This is a genomic window from Deltaproteobacteria bacterium, from assembly GCA_021737785.1.
Taxonomy (GTDB): domain Bacteria; phylum Desulfobacterota; class DSM-4660; order Desulfatiglandales; family Desulfatiglandaceae; genus AUK324.
In genome coordinates, this window is record JAIPDI010000035.1 from 41275 (window position 1) to 57507 (window position 16233).

15 protein-coding genes are annotated in these 16233 nt (G+C 54.6%); 6 read left to right on the forward strand and 9 right to left on the reverse strand.

Annotation, left to right across the window (positions count from 1 at the left end; genetic code table 11):
• Positions 1-55 precede the first annotated feature (55 nt).
• The 7 genes from K9N21_16635 to K9N21_16665 all read right to left on the reverse strand — a co-directional run bounded on the left by K9N21_16635 (position 56) and on the right by K9N21_16665 (position 5222).
• Positions 56-1294 (reverse strand): ABC transporter permease, encoded by a 1239-nt coding sequence (locus K9N21_16635; protein ID MCF8145541.1) that lies wholly within the window; start codon positions 1292-1294, stop codon positions 56-58.
• 7 nt (positions 1295-1301) lie between these two features.
• A complete protein-coding gene (locus K9N21_16640) occupies positions 1302-1721 on the reverse strand; it encodes a hypothetical protein (GenBank protein MCF8145542.1) in 420 nt (139 codons plus the stop codon).
• Positions 1718-2386, reverse strand: coding sequence for an ABC transporter ATP-binding protein (locus K9N21_16645; protein ID MCF8145543.1), 669 nt, complete (start codon positions 2384-2386; stop codon positions 1718-1720). The genes K9N21_16640 and K9N21_16645 overlap by 4 nt, the downstream gene beginning before the upstream one ends.
• Positions 2379-3629, reverse strand: coding sequence for an ABC transporter permease (locus tag K9N21_16650; protein ID MCF8145544.1), 1251 nt, complete (start codon positions 3627-3629; stop codon positions 2379-2381). Before K9N21_16650 ends, K9N21_16645 begins: the two co-directional genes overlap by 8 nt.
• A gap of 94 nt (positions 3630-3723) precedes the next feature.
• Positions 3724-4224, reverse strand: a complete 501-nt coding sequence (locus K9N21_16655) for a periplasmic heavy metal sensor (protein MCF8145545.1) — start codon at positions 4222-4224, stop codon at positions 3724-3726.
• Positions 4214-4660, reverse strand: coding sequence for a zf-HC2 domain-containing protein (locus tag K9N21_16660; GenBank protein MCF8145546.1), 447 nt, complete (start codon positions 4658-4660; stop codon positions 4214-4216). Before K9N21_16660 ends, K9N21_16655 begins: the two co-directional genes overlap by 11 nt.
• An 82-nt stretch (positions 4661-4742) precedes the next feature.
• Positions 4743-5222: a sigma-70 family RNA polymerase sigma factor gene (locus K9N21_16665; protein ID MCF8145547.1), complete on the reverse strand. Its 480-nt coding sequence runs from the start codon at positions 5220-5222 to the stop codon at positions 4743-4745.
• Between the two features lie 679 nt (positions 5223-5901).
• Between K9N21_16665 and K9N21_16670 the strand changes: the two genes are divergently transcribed.
• The 6 genes from K9N21_16670 to K9N21_16695 all read left to right on the forward strand — a co-directional run bounded on the left by K9N21_16670 (position 5902) and on the right by K9N21_16695 (position 13394).
• Complete coding sequence (locus K9N21_16670) at positions 5902-6927, forward strand: hypothetical protein (GenBank protein ID MCF8145548.1); 1026 nt, start codon at positions 5902-5904, stop codon at positions 6925-6927.
• A 362-nt stretch (positions 6928-7289) separates the two neighbouring features.
• A complete protein-coding gene (locus tag K9N21_16675) occupies positions 7290-9074 on the forward strand; it encodes an MBL fold metallo-hydrolase (protein ID MCF8145549.1) in 1785 nt (594 codons plus the stop codon).
• A gap of 52 nt (positions 9075-9126) precedes the next feature.
• On the forward strand, positions 9127-9480 hold the full coding sequence (locus K9N21_16680) for a hypothetical protein (protein MCF8145550.1): 354 nt from the start codon (positions 9127-9129) through the stop codon (positions 9478-9480).
• A 29-nt stretch (positions 9481-9509) separates the two neighbouring features.
• Positions 9510-10805, forward strand: coding sequence for an iron-containing alcohol dehydrogenase (locus tag K9N21_16685; protein MCF8145551.1), 1296 nt, complete (start codon positions 9510-9512; stop codon positions 10803-10805).
• A 2-nt stretch (positions 10806-10807) separates the two neighbouring features.
• Complete coding sequence (locus K9N21_16690) at positions 10808-12646, forward strand: aldehyde ferredoxin oxidoreductase family protein (protein MCF8145552.1); 1839 nt, start codon at positions 10808-10810, stop codon at positions 12644-12646.
• 82 nt (positions 12647-12728) lie between these two features.
• Entirely contained in the window at positions 12729-13394 is a 666-nt protein-coding gene (locus K9N21_16695; GenBank protein MCF8145553.1) for a nitroreductase, read from the forward strand.
• 168 nt (positions 13395-13562) lie between these two features.
• On the opposite strand, the gene K9N21_16700 is transcribed toward K9N21_16695, so the two are convergent.
• Positions 13563-15095, reverse strand: coding sequence for an SDR family oxidoreductase (locus K9N21_16700; GenBank protein ID MCF8145554.1), 1533 nt, complete (start codon positions 15093-15095; stop codon positions 13563-13565).
• A gap of 241 nt (positions 15096-15336) precedes the next feature.
• Complete coding sequence (locus K9N21_16705) at positions 15337-15819, reverse strand: cyclic nucleotide-binding domain-containing protein (protein MCF8145555.1); 483 nt, start codon at positions 15817-15819, stop codon at positions 15337-15339.
• Positions 15820-16233: the final 414 nt, after the last annotated feature.

Consider the following 16233-nt stretch of genomic DNA (forward strand, 5'->3'; position numbering starts at 1 on the left):
ATCACGCCAAACCCCCTGATCGGCACATCGGTCGGTAAAGTCAACTTACCGATCTTCACAGCCTCCTCAGTATGTCCGCGGGTTTCATCCGCGCGGTACGCCTTCCCATGAACCAACTGGCCAGGCCTCCTGCAAGAAGAGACAAAGCCAAGGAGGCTGAAACCAGACCTGCGGATACGCTCACGGGAAGTCGAACAAGCTGGGAGGCGGCCTCCGGGTCCTTGGCAAAGGCGGGCATCAGATTCACTTCCCAGGGAGTGGAGACCGGAATGGAGAGAAATCCCAGGAGATAAGAGATGCCATATCCGGCCATGACCCCTAAAATACCTCCCAGGAGAGCCTGCAGCAAGACCTCTCCCATCAGTTGTTTTTGAATGTCTTTCTCTCTCCAGCCTACGGCCTTGAGGATGCCGATCTCGCTCGAACGGGCCACAAGGTTGGAGAGCATGGTCTTGATGATCAGGAATATGGCGCCTGCCAGGGCGGCCACGGAGACGAGCAGGGAAAATTGATCTGAGATCTTGGAGACTCCCCCCATGAGCTCGAGAAATGAGTCTGAGCTCGTGACCGAAACCCCGCTCAGTTCTTTGGAAATCCGGGTTTTGACCCGGCCAAGAAGGGAGGGGGTCTTGAGGTGCAAATAGACCACGTTGACACCTCTTGTCTCTCCGGAAAAGACAGTCTGGGCATCTGCAAGGGACAGGTAGATATTGGCTGAGGCGATTTGAGACCCTTCCTTGACATCGAGGAGCCCGACTATCTTGAAAGATCGCTCCCCAATGGGAAAAGAACCTCCCGGCCGAGCGTGGCGAAACTTGGCATAGTGCTTTTCCAGAACGGCCTCTCCGGGATTTTCTGGAAATCGGCCTTCCTTGAGCCATTCCTTCACCTTGACCGGTCCCAGATTAGGTTGGGCCGTGTCCACGCCCATGATGGTCCGGAACCCACCCTGGTCGAATTCCCAGAGCAGCAGAGAAGCGGCCATCGAATCAATACCGGCAATGGTTTTGAGATTCTCAAGATCCCGGACTGAAAGAAGCTGATTGGAAAAGGGCACGCGGATGCCCCGCATCGACGCGGGAGACTGCGCCGAGTCTACGGCCCGCCTTTCCGGCCGCTGCACGACCAGATCGGCTCCAAGGTTCTTTAAGGGGAGGCTGACCGCATCCTGGTAGGCAGTGGATACGGCATTGATGGAGACAAAGAGGCTGATCCCGATTGCGATACCCAGCACATTCACGAGGGTGCGGTGCCGGTGATGTCGCAACTCATTCCACACGTAGCGATAATTCATAGGTCCCTCACTTATTCCCGGTCAATTGATCCAGGACCTTCTGCAGGTCCGTGAGTGTCCATTTTCCCTGAAAAAACCGGGGACCTGACCCTGTGGGAAATCCCGCGAAGATGATCTCTTTGCCGTCTATCTGGAACTGGACCCGATCGTCTAACCAGATGACCAGGGGAATGTGCCGGCGAATTCCTTTCTTTGCCATGAACGCCTCTCCCTCCCGGCTCTCAAAGTCATACCAGGAGACCCTGATCCTGTCTCCGTAAGCAGAGAAGACGGCTTTAATCCTGTCGAGCGTGTCCATAAGAGGGCCGTGGTTCATGTAAAGCACCTCGACCCTGCTGGTCGTTGCAGCATAGGCGCTTGCACCGTAAGTGCTTGAAAAAAAGGAGATGAAAGCCAGCAGCAGGCAACCTAAAAGAATCTTTTTCATGATATAACCTCTCCGTCATGCATGCGTATGAGCCGATCCGCTTGTTCGGCGAGCTCGGCCTCGTGGGTAACCATGAGAATGGCCACCCCTTCTTCCCTGTGCAGTCTTCTTAAGATATCCATAATGGCGTCGCCGGTTGCGGAATCCAGGTTGCCGGTGGGTTCATCGGCGAAAACGATCTTGGGATGATTGATCAGGGCCCGGGCAATGGCCACCCGCTGCTTCTCTCCGCCTGAGAGGGCCGAAGGAAGGTGGTCCATCCTTTGTCCCAGTTCCATCTGATCCAGGAGTTCGGACGCCCGCCTGCGTCGCTCGTCGCCTGTCATCTTCATTGGAAACAGAGGCAGTGCCACGTTTTCCCATGCGGAAAGGGTGGGGATCAGGTTAAAAGACTGGAAAATGAAACCCACGTTCTCCCGGCGAAAGAGCGCCAGCTCATCCTCGGTGGCGCCGTTGATCTTCTTGCCGTTGAGGACAACATCCCCCTTTGTAGGACGCTCCAATCCGGAGAGAAGAGAAAGCAGGGTCGTCTTGCCACAGCCGGATTTTCCCACGAGACAAACAAATTCTCCTGTATCAATGCGGATCGAAACCCCTTTCACCACCTCAAGGGTTTCATATTTCTTGCTCAAATCCATGCCCGATAAAATCGTCGATCTACTCATGCCTTAGAACCTCCGATGGTTTGATCTTTGCCGTATGTCTGCCGAGCAACGCCCCTGTCATGCCTCCAATGACGATGGAAAGCAAAACCGCAAAGGCAGCCAGTGTCCAGGGCACGTGAATGGGGAGCCGCAGGGTCTTGAAGATCTGGTCTCCCCCGCCGGGGAGAAAGTGCGGGGTCGGGCTCATGTCCCAGGGGATGGGGATACTGACCTGCATAAAGCCTAACCCGAATGCCGCCGCCAGGGCAATCAGGATTCCCAGAAGGCCTGCCAGGAAACACTGCACAACGGATTCCGTCAAGAGCTGGACAACTACGTTGCGGTTGGTCCAGCCAACCGCTTTCAAGACCCCGATTTCCTTTGCCCGCTCTGCTATGTTTCCGGCCATGGTCTTGAAGGCAATCAGGACAGCGACGATAATGGCAATCAGAGACGCAGCCATGGTAAATTTGTCCGACAGGGCAAAGAGACTCCCCAGGAGCTTCAGGAAGGAATCCGGGGTGGCTACGGTTGCTTTTTTGCCCAGGATGCCCCTGAGGGAGGCTGCCAGTTCCGGAATCTTTTCCTGGTCGGCCTTAATGAAAAGCAGGTTCACGTCCCCGGGATCAAAGGGGGAAACCGACTGAAGTGGTTTAGAGGAACCGGCCAGGTCCTGTGCATCCGCCAGAGGCAGGTAGACATTCGCCACGGCGAGTTTTGTGGCCCGGGAGGCATCCACGAGACCCACGACCGGGAACTCCCTGCCGGCCACCGAGAGGGTATCTCCCAGCTTCATCCCAAACTGCCGGGCATAGGCGACCTCAACCAGGGCCTCTGATTTCCCTTCTTCGAGAAATCTCCCTTCTGTCACGGAAGCGCTGAGAATCGCCGGGCCAACTGCATTTTTCTGCTCAACCCCCAGAACGATCCATGCCCTGTCTGGATCGAAGACCCACAGCAAGACGGCCTTGCCCACCCCGCGCACCCCCGGCAATGCCTCGATCCTTTTTACCTCCTCGTTCCTGATTGTCACCGCGGAACAAGGAAAAACGGCCCCCGTCAGATCTTTCGGAACATTCCCGGACCGCTGCACAGTGACATCCGCCCCGATCTCCTGAAGGGGCACTTGGGCCGCTCGGCGGTAGGCCATGGACAGTGCATTAAGGATAATCAGAAGCGCAATGCCGATGGAGAGGCCTATGACGGCCGCCAGGGTTCTCCGTTTTTGGTAATAAAGTTCATTCCTCAAGTAACGCAGGTTCATTACACCCCTCCATCTCGTTCATATTCAACATTTCTCTACTCTGAGGAAGGCCGTCTCGGAACCGCCGCTTACTGAAACAAGCCCGAATAGCGCATCAGGGACACTGGATATCCTGGCTCTTCGTCATCGCCCCCCGGATTAGGTCGAAGAATTTTTTTTGCTGGCCTGTGTCCAGCATGGACTTAAATTCGAGCATGTGGGCCACAATCATTTTCTGCATCTCTTCTTGGACCCCGTTTATTTCGACTATGGTCGCCTCGATGGCTTTGCTGTCGGGATGATCTGCCCTCAAGAGGTCGAAGAGTGATCCCCGGAGCCGGTTAACTTCTTTTTTCCTCTTATCAAGGGCCTCGTGGAACAGCGGCGCTTTTTGCTCGAACAGCTTTCGTTGTTCCGGCTTGAGAGAGAGGGCTTCAAAAAGATGGGGCTGGATCAAGGGGGCGGCCACCGGAACCCGTCCCGGGGCGCCGGAATCCAATGGAGCCGGTAGATGCGGGCTCCGTTGATAATAATATGTGTACCCCGCGGCGCCGAGGAGCGAAAAGTTCATGAGCAGGGACAGAACGAGTGTATACTTCAAATGATTAACTTTCATGGCTCGGTCTCATGAGGGTGCTATAGATCCCGCCTATCGAATCAGGAGGCGTGGCCTGAAACAGGTCGAGAGAAAAGACTTCCTGCACCACGGCCGCTTGTCCGATGGTGTCTGTCCTTTCCGCCAAGAGAAGGTTGCCCGAGATTATGCCTATGGTTATGACGACAAGCGCGAAAGCCACTTGTGCCGACCGAAGAAAGAAGGGCTTGACAGCGAGAAGGCCCCGGAGTGGTGACTCCTCTTTCTCTCCCAGGTTTCCCAATACCCTCGTGGTGAATCCGAAAGGTGCGGAAAATCTCTCGGCGGAGGCAAAAATCCGGAGTAGCGCCTGCGTTTCTTCCAGTTCTTCTCTGCACGTGGCGCACTCTTGGATATGGAAGTCGAAATCCTTCTTCTCATCCGGACTCAACTCATCATCCACGTACCAGGAGATCAATTTTTTCGCATGCCTGCATTTCATGTTTTCTTCCCTTTGCCTAATTAAACGTTCTGAGAGTCGATTTTGTTCCAAAAAGTTTTCATTCCGCCTCTATTTTTTTCAGGAGATGGCGAAGCTGCTCGCGCCCTCTGGATATCCGGGATTTCACCGTGCCCATGGATGTATGGAGAACTCGAGCGATCTCTTCATAGGAAAGTCCTTCCATCTCCCTCAACACGATGGCCGCTCTCAGTTTCTCCGGCAAGTTTTGAAAGGCCACTTGTACAGCCTCGGTGCTCTCTTTTGATTCGTAGAGTTGGTCTGGATACGGCTCGTCCGAAGGGAGGTCTTCGGGAAGAGGCTCCCTCCTGAATCGCTCCCGACGAGATTTTCGTTTGTAATCGAGACAGGTGGTTACGGCAATTCGATAAATCCATGTGTAAGTCGACGAGTCCGGCCGGAAGTCTTTCAAGCCCCTGTATGCCTTCATGAAAACATCCTGGGCGGCGTCTTGGGCATCTTCTGGATTTTGAAGCATGTAACGGCAGAAATTATAGACCCTGTCCTGATATCTTCGCACAAGCACCTCAAAGGCAGGGAGGGTTCGCTTCGTGAATGGTCTGATCAGATCGTTATCGTCAGTAGAGGTCATAGGTTTTGCGCGAATGATTCATGTTGACCACATGGCCCGGTTCTCAAACCTCTTTTGCACCCTTCATGCCAGATGGAAAGGAACGCGCTTCATCGTAATAAGCATATGTAATTTAAAGGTTTTCTGATCGAATGGAAACCGCCATGCATCCGTGTTTTCTCATACCGTCCAACAAGAAAAGTCGAAATGATCATGCTGGTTCGACAAGTTTGTCGAATTTGATCTCTGCCAGATAGAACTCTCTTGTGACAGAACTCTCTTATATCTGATCACGGGGGGTAGAGGTCCTGAAGGGCCCCCTGTGACCAATTACACTTTTTCTATCGCAGGACTTCATAACAATATCGAACGCTGAACAAGAAATGTCAAACCATGAGGTACGTTCTCCCCCACCAAACAGACCCTGTTTTCCTTTGACATTCGGCGGTTTCTTGATCAATATTCATCCATTCTCTTTGCCGGGAGTGATAACTCCCTCATCAAGTCCGTATACTTCAGAGACTCACGCCGTGTGGGATTACCAGGGAGGTTTGAGATGGAAGCTGTCTGTCGACAATGACGAACCCTTTTAGCCGGGCATCGATCCGAACCCTGTGGAGAAACCTTCATGACCAGCACCATCCCCGGAAACCTGTTGACCACCGCCATGGCGGTCATGCCCCATACTGATGTGGCGCGCGCCTTGGACATGGCCCTGTCGATGGATGTGCCTTTCTGGCCGCAATTGCCCCTTTACAGCTACTATGAGGATATGTATGTGCAGGCGGCCGAACATTTTCCCGGCATGGTGCTGGATATGGAAAAGCGGACCCTCCGGTTCTCCGCGGATAAGTTCACCGAGGAGCTGGAAGAGACCCTCCTGCGATTTGACGACCCGACCTTTTTTGACGTGAGCGAGACCTATTCAGTGGTGTACCACCGTTTTCTGGCACTGGATCTGTCGGACAGGCCCGCCATCCGGGGCCAGCTGGAAGGCCCCATCAGCTTCGGATTCAATGTGCTGGACCAGGACGACCGCCCTATCCTTTTTGATGATACGGTTCGGCCGTTTATGCTCGACTTCATGGCCAGGCGGGTGAACGTGCAATTGACCAGGCTCAAAGAGCGCAACCCCAATGCATTCATGTTTGTGGATGAGCCGGGGCTCCAATTCCTTTTTTCCGCCATGGCAGGATATGGCGATGTAAATGCCAGGGCAGACCTGGACCGGTTTTTCGCCCAGGTGGACCGGCCCCGGGGCATTCATCTGTGCGGCAACCCGGATTGGGACTTCCTGCTCAGGATGGACCTCGACGTGCTCTCCCTGGATGTCTATACCAACGGGGAGATCTTCGCTTCCTATGCCGGGGCTATAAAAAAATTTCTCGACCGGGGAGGCGTCATCGTCTGGGGCATGGTGCCCACGGGTTCCGAGGCCTTTGCCCAAGAGGAAATCCCCTCCCTGATCCAACGCCTGGAAGACGTCTGGAAGATCCTCTGGTCCAGGGGGATCGACCGGGACCTGATGATCGCCCGCAGCATGCTCTCCCCGGCCACCTGCTGTCTGGTAAACCCGGACAAGGAAAAGACCGTAGAGCGCGCGTTCGCCGCGGTGAATCAGATGGCGGACCTCTTGAGAAATACCTATACATAGCCGGGCCTTCAATGCCTTGAGGTCCAGGGTCAAGTCTCATCCCATTATCGGCCCCTGTGGATGGGGCGGCAAGGCCGTAGAAACCCTTTCCGGCACGATCCCCAATTTGAAGGCCGGGCCGCTGGACCCTGTTCTCTGCAGAGGTTGCCTTTCATGTAATCTAAAACAATTTGAAATGTCCCACTATGCCACGCGCTGCACGAGCATTCTCAATCCCTCCTGCACTTGGATTCTCTTGACTCGGAAGCCGTGACGTTGTACATTTTTTTTAGAGGAAAGCAAGTCTTCGCCTGTGGTCGATCCGGGTTCGGATTCACATTCCCTGCCGCATCATTCGAGATCAGGACAGCATGGAGGAGTTGATGAAAAAGCTTGCGTTTTCGGCGTTCCTGCTCCTTATACTGATGGCCTTCGGCCTTTGGTTGTTTGTCTCCACTGCCCCTAAAAAAGCGACTCCCCCGCCGGCCCGAAAGATACACGTCGATCTGGCCAAACACACCGGCATCTTCAAAAAAGGCGTGGAAAAGGTTGGCAGAAACGTGTATGCCGCCATAGGCTATGGTCTGGCCAATTCCATTATGATCGTCGGCGACAACGGCGTTATCGTCGTGGACACCATGACCACCAATGAGGAGGCGACCGAGGTCCTGGCCGAATTCCGGCGCATCACAGACAAGCCGGTCAAGGCCATTATCTATACACACAACCACGCCGACCACGTGTTCGGCGCCGAAGTCTTTGCTCGGGGCGCTTCGCCCGAGGTGTACGCCCACACCTCGACCGAGTCCCTGGTGATGCGCATCGTGACCGAGCTGCGGCCCATCATCGGCACCAGGAGTCTGCGCATGTTCGGCAGCCGTCTGCCCGCCGAGCAGTTTGTCAACGCCGGCATCGGCCCGCGTCTGGGCCTTCTGCCCGACAGCACCCTTGGCTTCGTGCCGCCGACCATCACCTTTGAGGGTGAGCTGGACGCCGAGGTGGCGGGCGTGAGGTTCAGGCTCTTTCACGCGCCCGGTGAGACCGACGACCAGATCAACGTCTGGCTCCCCGATCAGAAGATTCTCATTTCGGGCGACAACTTCTACTGGACCTTCCCGAACCTGTACACCATTCGCGGTACGCCTTTCAGGAGTCTCAAGAATTGGCGAAGCAGCCTGATAGCGGCCAGGGAATTGAATCCGGAGCATCTGGTTCCCTGCCATACCCGGCCCGTATCGGGTGCCGCCAAAATCCGCGAGATACTCATCAACTACGCCGACGCCATCGGGTACGTCCACGACCAGGCCATACGGGGCATCAACATGGGTCTGACCCCGGACGAACTGGCCGAGACCATCCATCTGCCCCCGCACCTGTCCGCCGCACCGTATCTTCAGCCCTTCTACGGCAAGGTCTCCTGGTCGGTGCGCGCCATGTTTTCCGGCAACCTGGGCTGGTTCGACGGCGACTCGGCCAACCTTCAGCCTCTGACCCGCCTGGAGAAGGCCGCCATGATCGCCGACCTGGCCGGGGGCGTGGAAAAGTTGCTGGCCAGGGCGCAGAAATATGCTGACGACAAGACCCCCCAGGCTGCCCTGGAACTTACCGGATACGTACTGCGCCTTAACTCCACTCACCAGGCCGCCAAAGACCTGCGGGTGAAGGCCCTTATTGCCCTGGCTGAAAACGAAGAAAACCCCAACGCACGCAACTACTATCTTTCCGAGGCGGTGGAGATCACTCAAGGCGAGTCGCTGAAACAGGGAAATGCGGCCTCGCCGGAGTCACTTCATAGGTTCCCCCTTGAACGTTTCATGGACTCCCTGTCCGTGAACCTGGACCCGAAGGCCTCGGCCGAGGTCGACCAGAAGGTCGGTCTGGTATTCCCCGACGCCAACCGCGGCTTTTTGATACATGTCCGCTTCGGCGTAGCCCAGATAACCGAACAGGCCCCCAAGGATCTGCGGGCTGAGGATGTCTCGATTCTGGTCGAGGCGGATAGCAGGGTTTGGCGGGAAATGCTGGCCGGTTATGGCAACCCGCTCAAGATCATGGCCGGCTATGACTACCCCAGGGGCAATGTGGCCTCCTTCGCCCGTTTCATGAAGCTGTTCAAGACCGGCAAAATGAAACTGGCCTATGAACCCGCTTCCGTGCTCGCGGATTAGGCCCGAACGGGCACTTATGATCCGCATATAAACCTCTTGAAAGGAGAACATCATGAGATTCCTGTTGCTTCTCACCCTCCTCGCATCCAAATTCAAGAAATCCTCCCAGATCGATCCAGGATTCAAAAAATTCCTGATGGGGCATGAGTGTCGGATTGTGGTCAAAACAAATGGCAATAAGAAAGGCAGACGCTTCATCTTCAAGGATGGAAAGTTTTCATCCGACGCGATTCTGGACGAATATGACGCGGCCATGGTCTGGACCGATTCAAAAACCGCCTTTCATGCCATGAAAAAGGGGGAAGAAGGGATTATGGATGCCCTTCAAAACCATAGGGTCGGCATTGAAGGGAAGGTCCATGCATTCACCTGGTTTGGTGCGGCCATTCAGTTTGTCATGCAGTAAAACCCCGTTTTATTCAAAAAGGAGGCGATATGACCTACTGGACCCATGAATATTTACTGAAAACATGGGGCGGCCCTATGGTGCAGGCGGCATTTTTAAGGGACGTGATGAAGCCGTTTTTCGTGCCGAGGGTATTCTCCGGATTCAATCTCTTTCTGGATGTACCCCAGCTTCTGCCGGATGCGGTGGACCTGATTGCCCGTGAGTGCAAAAGCAAGCGGGCGTTTATCGTCACCGACGATTACGCGGTCAGGTTTGCCGAAAAGGTCATGAGCCCTTATCAAAAGCGGCATGGCATTTCCTTTGAAACCTGGGCCAACGCCAAGCCGGACGCGCCCATTGAGACCGTAACAGACTGCGCGGAGCAAATGAAGCGATTTGCCCCGGACCTGATTTTCGGCCTTGGCGGAGGATCGGCCATGGATACGGCCAAGGCGGCCTGGCTGTTGTACGAACATCCCCATGTAAAATTGGAAATACTGAGCCCCCTGATCCCGTTGAATTTGAGAAACAAGGCCAAACTGGCAGCCATCCCGACCACCAGCGGGACCGGGTCCGAGGTCTCGGGTGTGGCGGTCATCTCCTTTCCGGACGGGGTCAAACTGCCGGTGGCAGGGGCACTGCCGGAGTTTGTACCAGACTTTGCCCTGCTGGACCCGACATTCACGGTGGGGATGCCCCCGGAATTGACGGCAGGCACGGGGGCTGATGCCCTGGCCCATGCCGTTGACGGCTTTATGGCCCCGAAATGTGATGAAATCAACCAAGCCATTGCCGGAAAAACCATAGAGATGATTTTTAAATGGTTGCCTCGGGCCTATGCGGACGGATCTGACATCATGGCCCGAATGAAAATGCAGCAGGCGGCCATGATGGCGGGAATCCCTCTGGCAAACGCGGGTTCGGGCATCTCCCACGCCCTGGGTCATACCATCGGCGGACTGTTTCACATCCACCACGGCGTTCTGGTCCTCTTGTTTATTCCCTATGAACTTCAGGTGTACGCCAAAGTGACCGACCGCTACCTGGAACTGTGCGACCTGATGGGTGTCTGGGACCATGATTCGAAAGAGAAGCGCCTGTCCGGTCTTATCGAAAAGATCCGGGATTTTATGACATCGTTAAAGCTTCCCATCGGCCTCAAGGATGCGGGTGTGAGAAGGGACGACCTTGAAAAGCATATGGATATGATTCTAGAGCAGACCCCTACAGATCCGGCATTCTATTTTGGATGGTACGACCTGAACAAAGCCCAGCTCAACGATATATTCTTACATGCCTATGAAGGCCGACTGCTGGATATGTGCTCGAAACCGTGGAGGTAGCCATGAAAGGACATTTTGGAAAATTCCTGAAAATCGATCTTACCGCCCGCAAAACAGAAGAAATACCCATCAGCGATGCGGATCAGAAAATCTATGTGGGCGGATCGACCCTGGCCGCCAGCATGATCTATGATGATGTCAAACCGGATATGGATTCCCTGGCCCCTGAAAATCCTATTGTCTTTGCCACCGGCCCATTTACCGGATCCAATGTGCCCATGGTCAGCCGGGCCGCCATATGCGGCATCTCGCCCAGTACGGGCCTGTGGGGCGAAGCCACCACCGGCGGAAAATTTCCCATGCGTTTGAAAGGCACCGGCTATGACGCCATCCTGGTTGTGGGCAACGCGGAAAAACCGGTTTACCTTTACATAAATGAAAACAGGATGGAAATCCGGGATGCCTCTCACCTCTGGGGTAAGGGCGACATTTACGAAACGCAGAAACAAATCAAATCCGAAGTGGATGGAAAGTCCGCCGTGGCCTGTATCGGTTTGGGGGGCGAAAACCGTATCCATTACGCCGGTGTCATGAACGACGAGGGCCGTGCCGCCGGTCGCTGCGGAATGGGGGCGCTGATGGGCGCCAAAAATCTAAAGGCACTGGTTGTGTCAGGAGGCCGAAAAGCGGAAATTGCCAACCCGGAAAGACTCAAGCTGGCGATCAGCCAGGCCAGAGACGCCATTGAAAGCAATGCCTACACCCAGGCATACAAGCTCTACGGCACCAATATCTATATGGATCTGGGCATGCGGCTGGGAGACGCACCGGCCAAATACTTTACCAGGAGCGTATTCCCTGCGGCCAGGATCCACGGGCCGGCATTTCGGGAGCGCTATCGAATGTCCAATTACGCCTGTACCGGCTGCCCCATCGGATGCGGGAGAACGATCAAGGAATTTTCAAAAGATATCAAACAGGTGGACGGCCCGGAATATGAAACGGTGGCCGCATTCGGCCCGCTTTGCATGAATTTTGACATGGATTCCATTGTCATGGCCAACCATCTGTGTAATGCTCACGGCATTGATACCATCTCCACCGGCGTATCCATCGCGTTTGCCATGCATTTGTATGAACATGGCATCCTTACTCAGGAGACTGCCGGCATGGAAATCCGTTGGGGCGATGCGGAAACCATCCTGAAACTGGTTCGAATGATTATCAGACAGGAAGGGATCGGAAAGATGCTGTCCAAAGGGGTGAAGCAGATGGCCGCGGAACTGGAGGCGGATCCGGAGATGGCCGCCCATGTCAAAGGCCTCGAGTTTCCCATGCACGATCCCCGCGCCTACCAGGGCGCGGCCCTGGCATATGCTGTCGGACCCCGTGGGGCCTGCCACCTGAAAGGTGCCCTCTACAGCTTGGATGCGCCGGGCACTGAAGTGGGGCTTTCTCTGGGCATCACCTTTACCGACAAAAACGATCCCGATCAGAAAGGAGCGCTTACCGCAAAGTTGCTTCAGTTTTGCGAACTGTATAACAGCTTCACCCTCTGCCAGTTCTCCCCCCTGCCCGCTTCCATCATTGCCCGGATCATGGGCGACATTACGGGGACCGATTTCAAGACCATGGACCTGCTGACATTCGGCGAACGGTCCCTGAATTTAAAACGCGCCATCAACAACAAGCTGGGGGTCACCGGCGTCGATGACCGCATCCCTGCCATTGTCAGAAAGGCGCTCTCCGAAGGCGCCACTGCCGGCATTGAGCCGGACATGGATAGGATGCTCAAGGAATTCTACGCCGTGAGCCAGTGGGACCCGGAGACCGGAAAGCCCCAAAAGGAAAAATTGAAGGAATTGGGGCTGGATCGCGTGGCGGATGATTTATATGCCTAACACTGCACTGTGCGACCACAATGTTGCCTGTGGTTTGGTTATCCCCTGACGTTGACTGTAATCTTTTCTGGGAGGTTTAGTCATGGATATTGAGACTGCAGTCAGACAAAGAAGAAGTATTCGCATGTTCAAACCGGAACCGGTAGCGAAGGAGGTTATCCGTCAAATCCTGGAAGACGCCCGTTGGTCCCCCTCGTGGGGTAACTCTCAGCCTTGGGAACTCTATGTGGTTACCGGAGAGGCGCTGGAGAGATTTAAAAAGGCAAATCGTGACAAGTGCCTGGACGGCGAGCCTCACATGTCTGAGATCACAATGCCGGAAGTATGGCCGGAGATTATGAAAAAAAGATATGTTGACGTGGGAAAAAGTGTCTTGACCGCTCTCTCTATCGCCCGGGAAGATGCCGCCGCCCGTAATCAATATTATGGGGAGATGTTTAACCTTTTTGGTGCTCCGTGCATGATTCTGGTATGCCTTGGCAAAAGCCTCAAAATAGAATATGCGATGCTGGATGTGGGGCTTATGATGCAGACTTTCTGCCTCCTTGCCCATGCCAAAGGACTTGGAACCTGTATGCTGGCCGCATCCGTACGATACCCACACCTTTTAAGGGAAATCTTGTCTATTTCTGAGGACCGGGTTGTGGTTATCGGAACGGCTATGGGATACCCCGACTGGGACTCGCCGGTCAATAATTTCGAAAGGAAAAGGGCGGGATTGGAGGAGTTTGTAACCTGGTTGAGTTGATGCGACCATAAACGAACAACACTGACAGGCAAAGGTACGTTGTACCGTGGAGGGCTTGTCTCACAACATCCCCCGTCCTTCGAGGACAGTCCCGACCATGACCGTGCGTCCTTGCGCATGACGTTCTCGCCTTTGGCGGAACATGCGAAGAATTTACCGGTCAAGTTTTCACTCCTTCGGCGGGACATGGCATACATGCTGTCTGCGCGGTGCAAACCGGTCCGGACCCTCCGAAACAGGTCTTCCTACGGACAGGGCGAGCTGTTTCAACATGCCTGCGTAGATCCATTGATGAAAAGGATAAAGCGCATACCAGTAGATCATGCCCCAGAGGCCCTTTGGCAGAAATCGAGAGAGGAGTTGGAGTTCCGTCCGATCTTTCCCGAGGGGGTGCAGGCGAAACTCCATCACTGCCTCTCCGGGAAGCTTCATCTCCGCCAGCAGTTTTAGGCTCGATGGGGGCTTCATATCCAGGACCCGCCAAAAATCGAGGGCATCGCCGATCATTAGTTCAGCCGAATCCCGTCGACCACGCCTCAGACCGATACCCCCGACCAAACGATCCAGGGCGCCGCGGATCTTCCAGAGAAAATCACCAAAATACCAGCCCGTGCGGCCCCCGATGACCTTGATGCGGTCCCAAACCTCCTGATGCGAGGCCTCAATAACCGCCCGATATCCGCACTCATAGATCGTGCCGCCTGCATAATCCGCATCCCCGCACTGGGTCCACTCCGGCATCTCAAGTGCGCCGGCATCCGACCAGCAGGTTTCCACGCATTGCTGCCTAACCCGCTGAAGAGCAAAGCGGATGGCCTGGCGACAGCTTATCAGCTCCTGAGGGATCAGCTCACGGATGCTGTTTTCTTTACACACCACCGGGCTTTTTAACCCCTCGATAAGGGGCCGTGCGATGGATGACGGGACGGGCGTCACCAGATGGACCCACCACGAGCTAAGACGGGGCGAGAGGGCCTTAACTGGAACAATGATGCGTCTGGAAAGTCCCCTCTCCTCTGCATAGAGCTGGATAAGCGACTCGTACGTCAGGATATCCGGGCCGCCGATATCGAAGCGTCTGCCAGCAGTCTCTTCATTCTCGAGACACCCTTTCAGGTAACCCAGGACATTTCGAATGGCAATCGGCTGACAGGGCGTTCGCACCCATGCGGGCGTGGTCATGACCGGAAGGCGCTCCGTCAGGTAGCGGAGCATTTCAAAGGAGGCACTGCCTGAACCCAGAATAACAGCTGCACGAAGGAAGGTGACCGGGACCGTGCTGGATTCCAGGATGCGGGCCACCTCGATCCTCGAACGCAGGTGCTCACTTAAATCCGGGCTATCATCCCCAAGCCCTCCCAGGTAGATCAATCGCTCAATCCCCGCGGCGGCAGATGCTTCGGCCATGTTGTGGGCCGCCCTTCGGTCGGCCTCGGCAAAATCCCTGGTGCGGGACGTCATGGAATGGACCAGATAAAAGGCTGCCCAACAGCCATGACTTGCCGCTTTCAAGGAATCCGCGTCAAAAACATCGCCCTTTATCAATTCTACATTCGGGTGTCCGGCCCAGGGACGGCAGTCGAGCTTGGCCATTGAACGGCCCATGACCCTGATCCGGTGCCCTGAATCGAGCAGCAGAGGAACAAGCCGGCCGCCTACATATCCGGTTGCCCCGGTAACCAAAACCGGTTCGGATCTCATGCGTCTATCCCTCCTCTGGTCTGTCAGTTGTCATATGCACGGCTGCAGAACACTTATAAAACGGCAGTTGAAGTTATTGTTCTGAAGTCCTGGACCCAGGTGACTGCGTGGCGTTGGCAAAAAATAGCCTTGCTCAAGTATCTGCATTCTGCCAGGAGGCCGATCAAGCCGGTTGCACGCCATTATCCCACCGGATCAAATATAATCATCGCGCCGACCAATCCGCCAGCCGGCCATTCTTCTACCCCGCAATCAGCACGAGATCCAATTCCTCCTCTTTCTTCCGAAGCCTTCTAATGAGTATCCGGAGCAGATTTCGATATACGGTCTTGCCGATACGATCATTGGTCATCAACTCCTCGAAACTTCTCTTCTCCAACTTCAGGGCTTCACCAGGCTGGGATCCGATAACAGAAGCGGATCCAGGCTTTTTTTCAATGAGGGAATACTCACCAAAGCAATCGCCTTGGTTCAAGGTATTCAGGGTGATTTCCGATACCCGACGCTCCCTCCCTCCTTCGATCCGTTTCGGAAGAATGACCTTGACCTGCCCCTTGATGAGGATATAAAAAGCAGCCGACGGCGTTCCCATTTCGATCAGGATCTCTCCTTCTGAGAAACGGACCCGCTGGCACTCTTTGGAAATGACCTTTAAATCATCTCTTGTCAATCCAGAAAATACTTCCACGTGTGATAAGATCTCTGCAATTTTGCTCTTGAACATGGCTCCTTACTCTCTTCAGGATTAAGACATGGTAAACTCAGAAAACTGTCCAGCCAGACGGGTTGTAGAATACCTAATATACAGCAATCAGCCTCTGATAACAAAGAAAATGAAAAAAGATTATGTAATGCCGATGGAGATATCCCATCCGTTTCGCCCTTTTTTCCTTAGATTGACAATAGTGTCTTTTCAGGGTAAGTCTATGCCATTCAGAAATATGATTCAAAAGGAGACCTGATCCTTATTACAACCTGACCACAAAATCCAATCACAAACCTAGCAGCCTGTCGGGCTTAGAGCCCTAATTTGGTGCTGACGCTGGGCTCATTTTTCTGACTGGGCGATTCCAGCGGTTAGGTCGTCACACCCAAGGGCTCTTAGCCTCGGCTATTGGCATATGGTGCTTGATTGAGG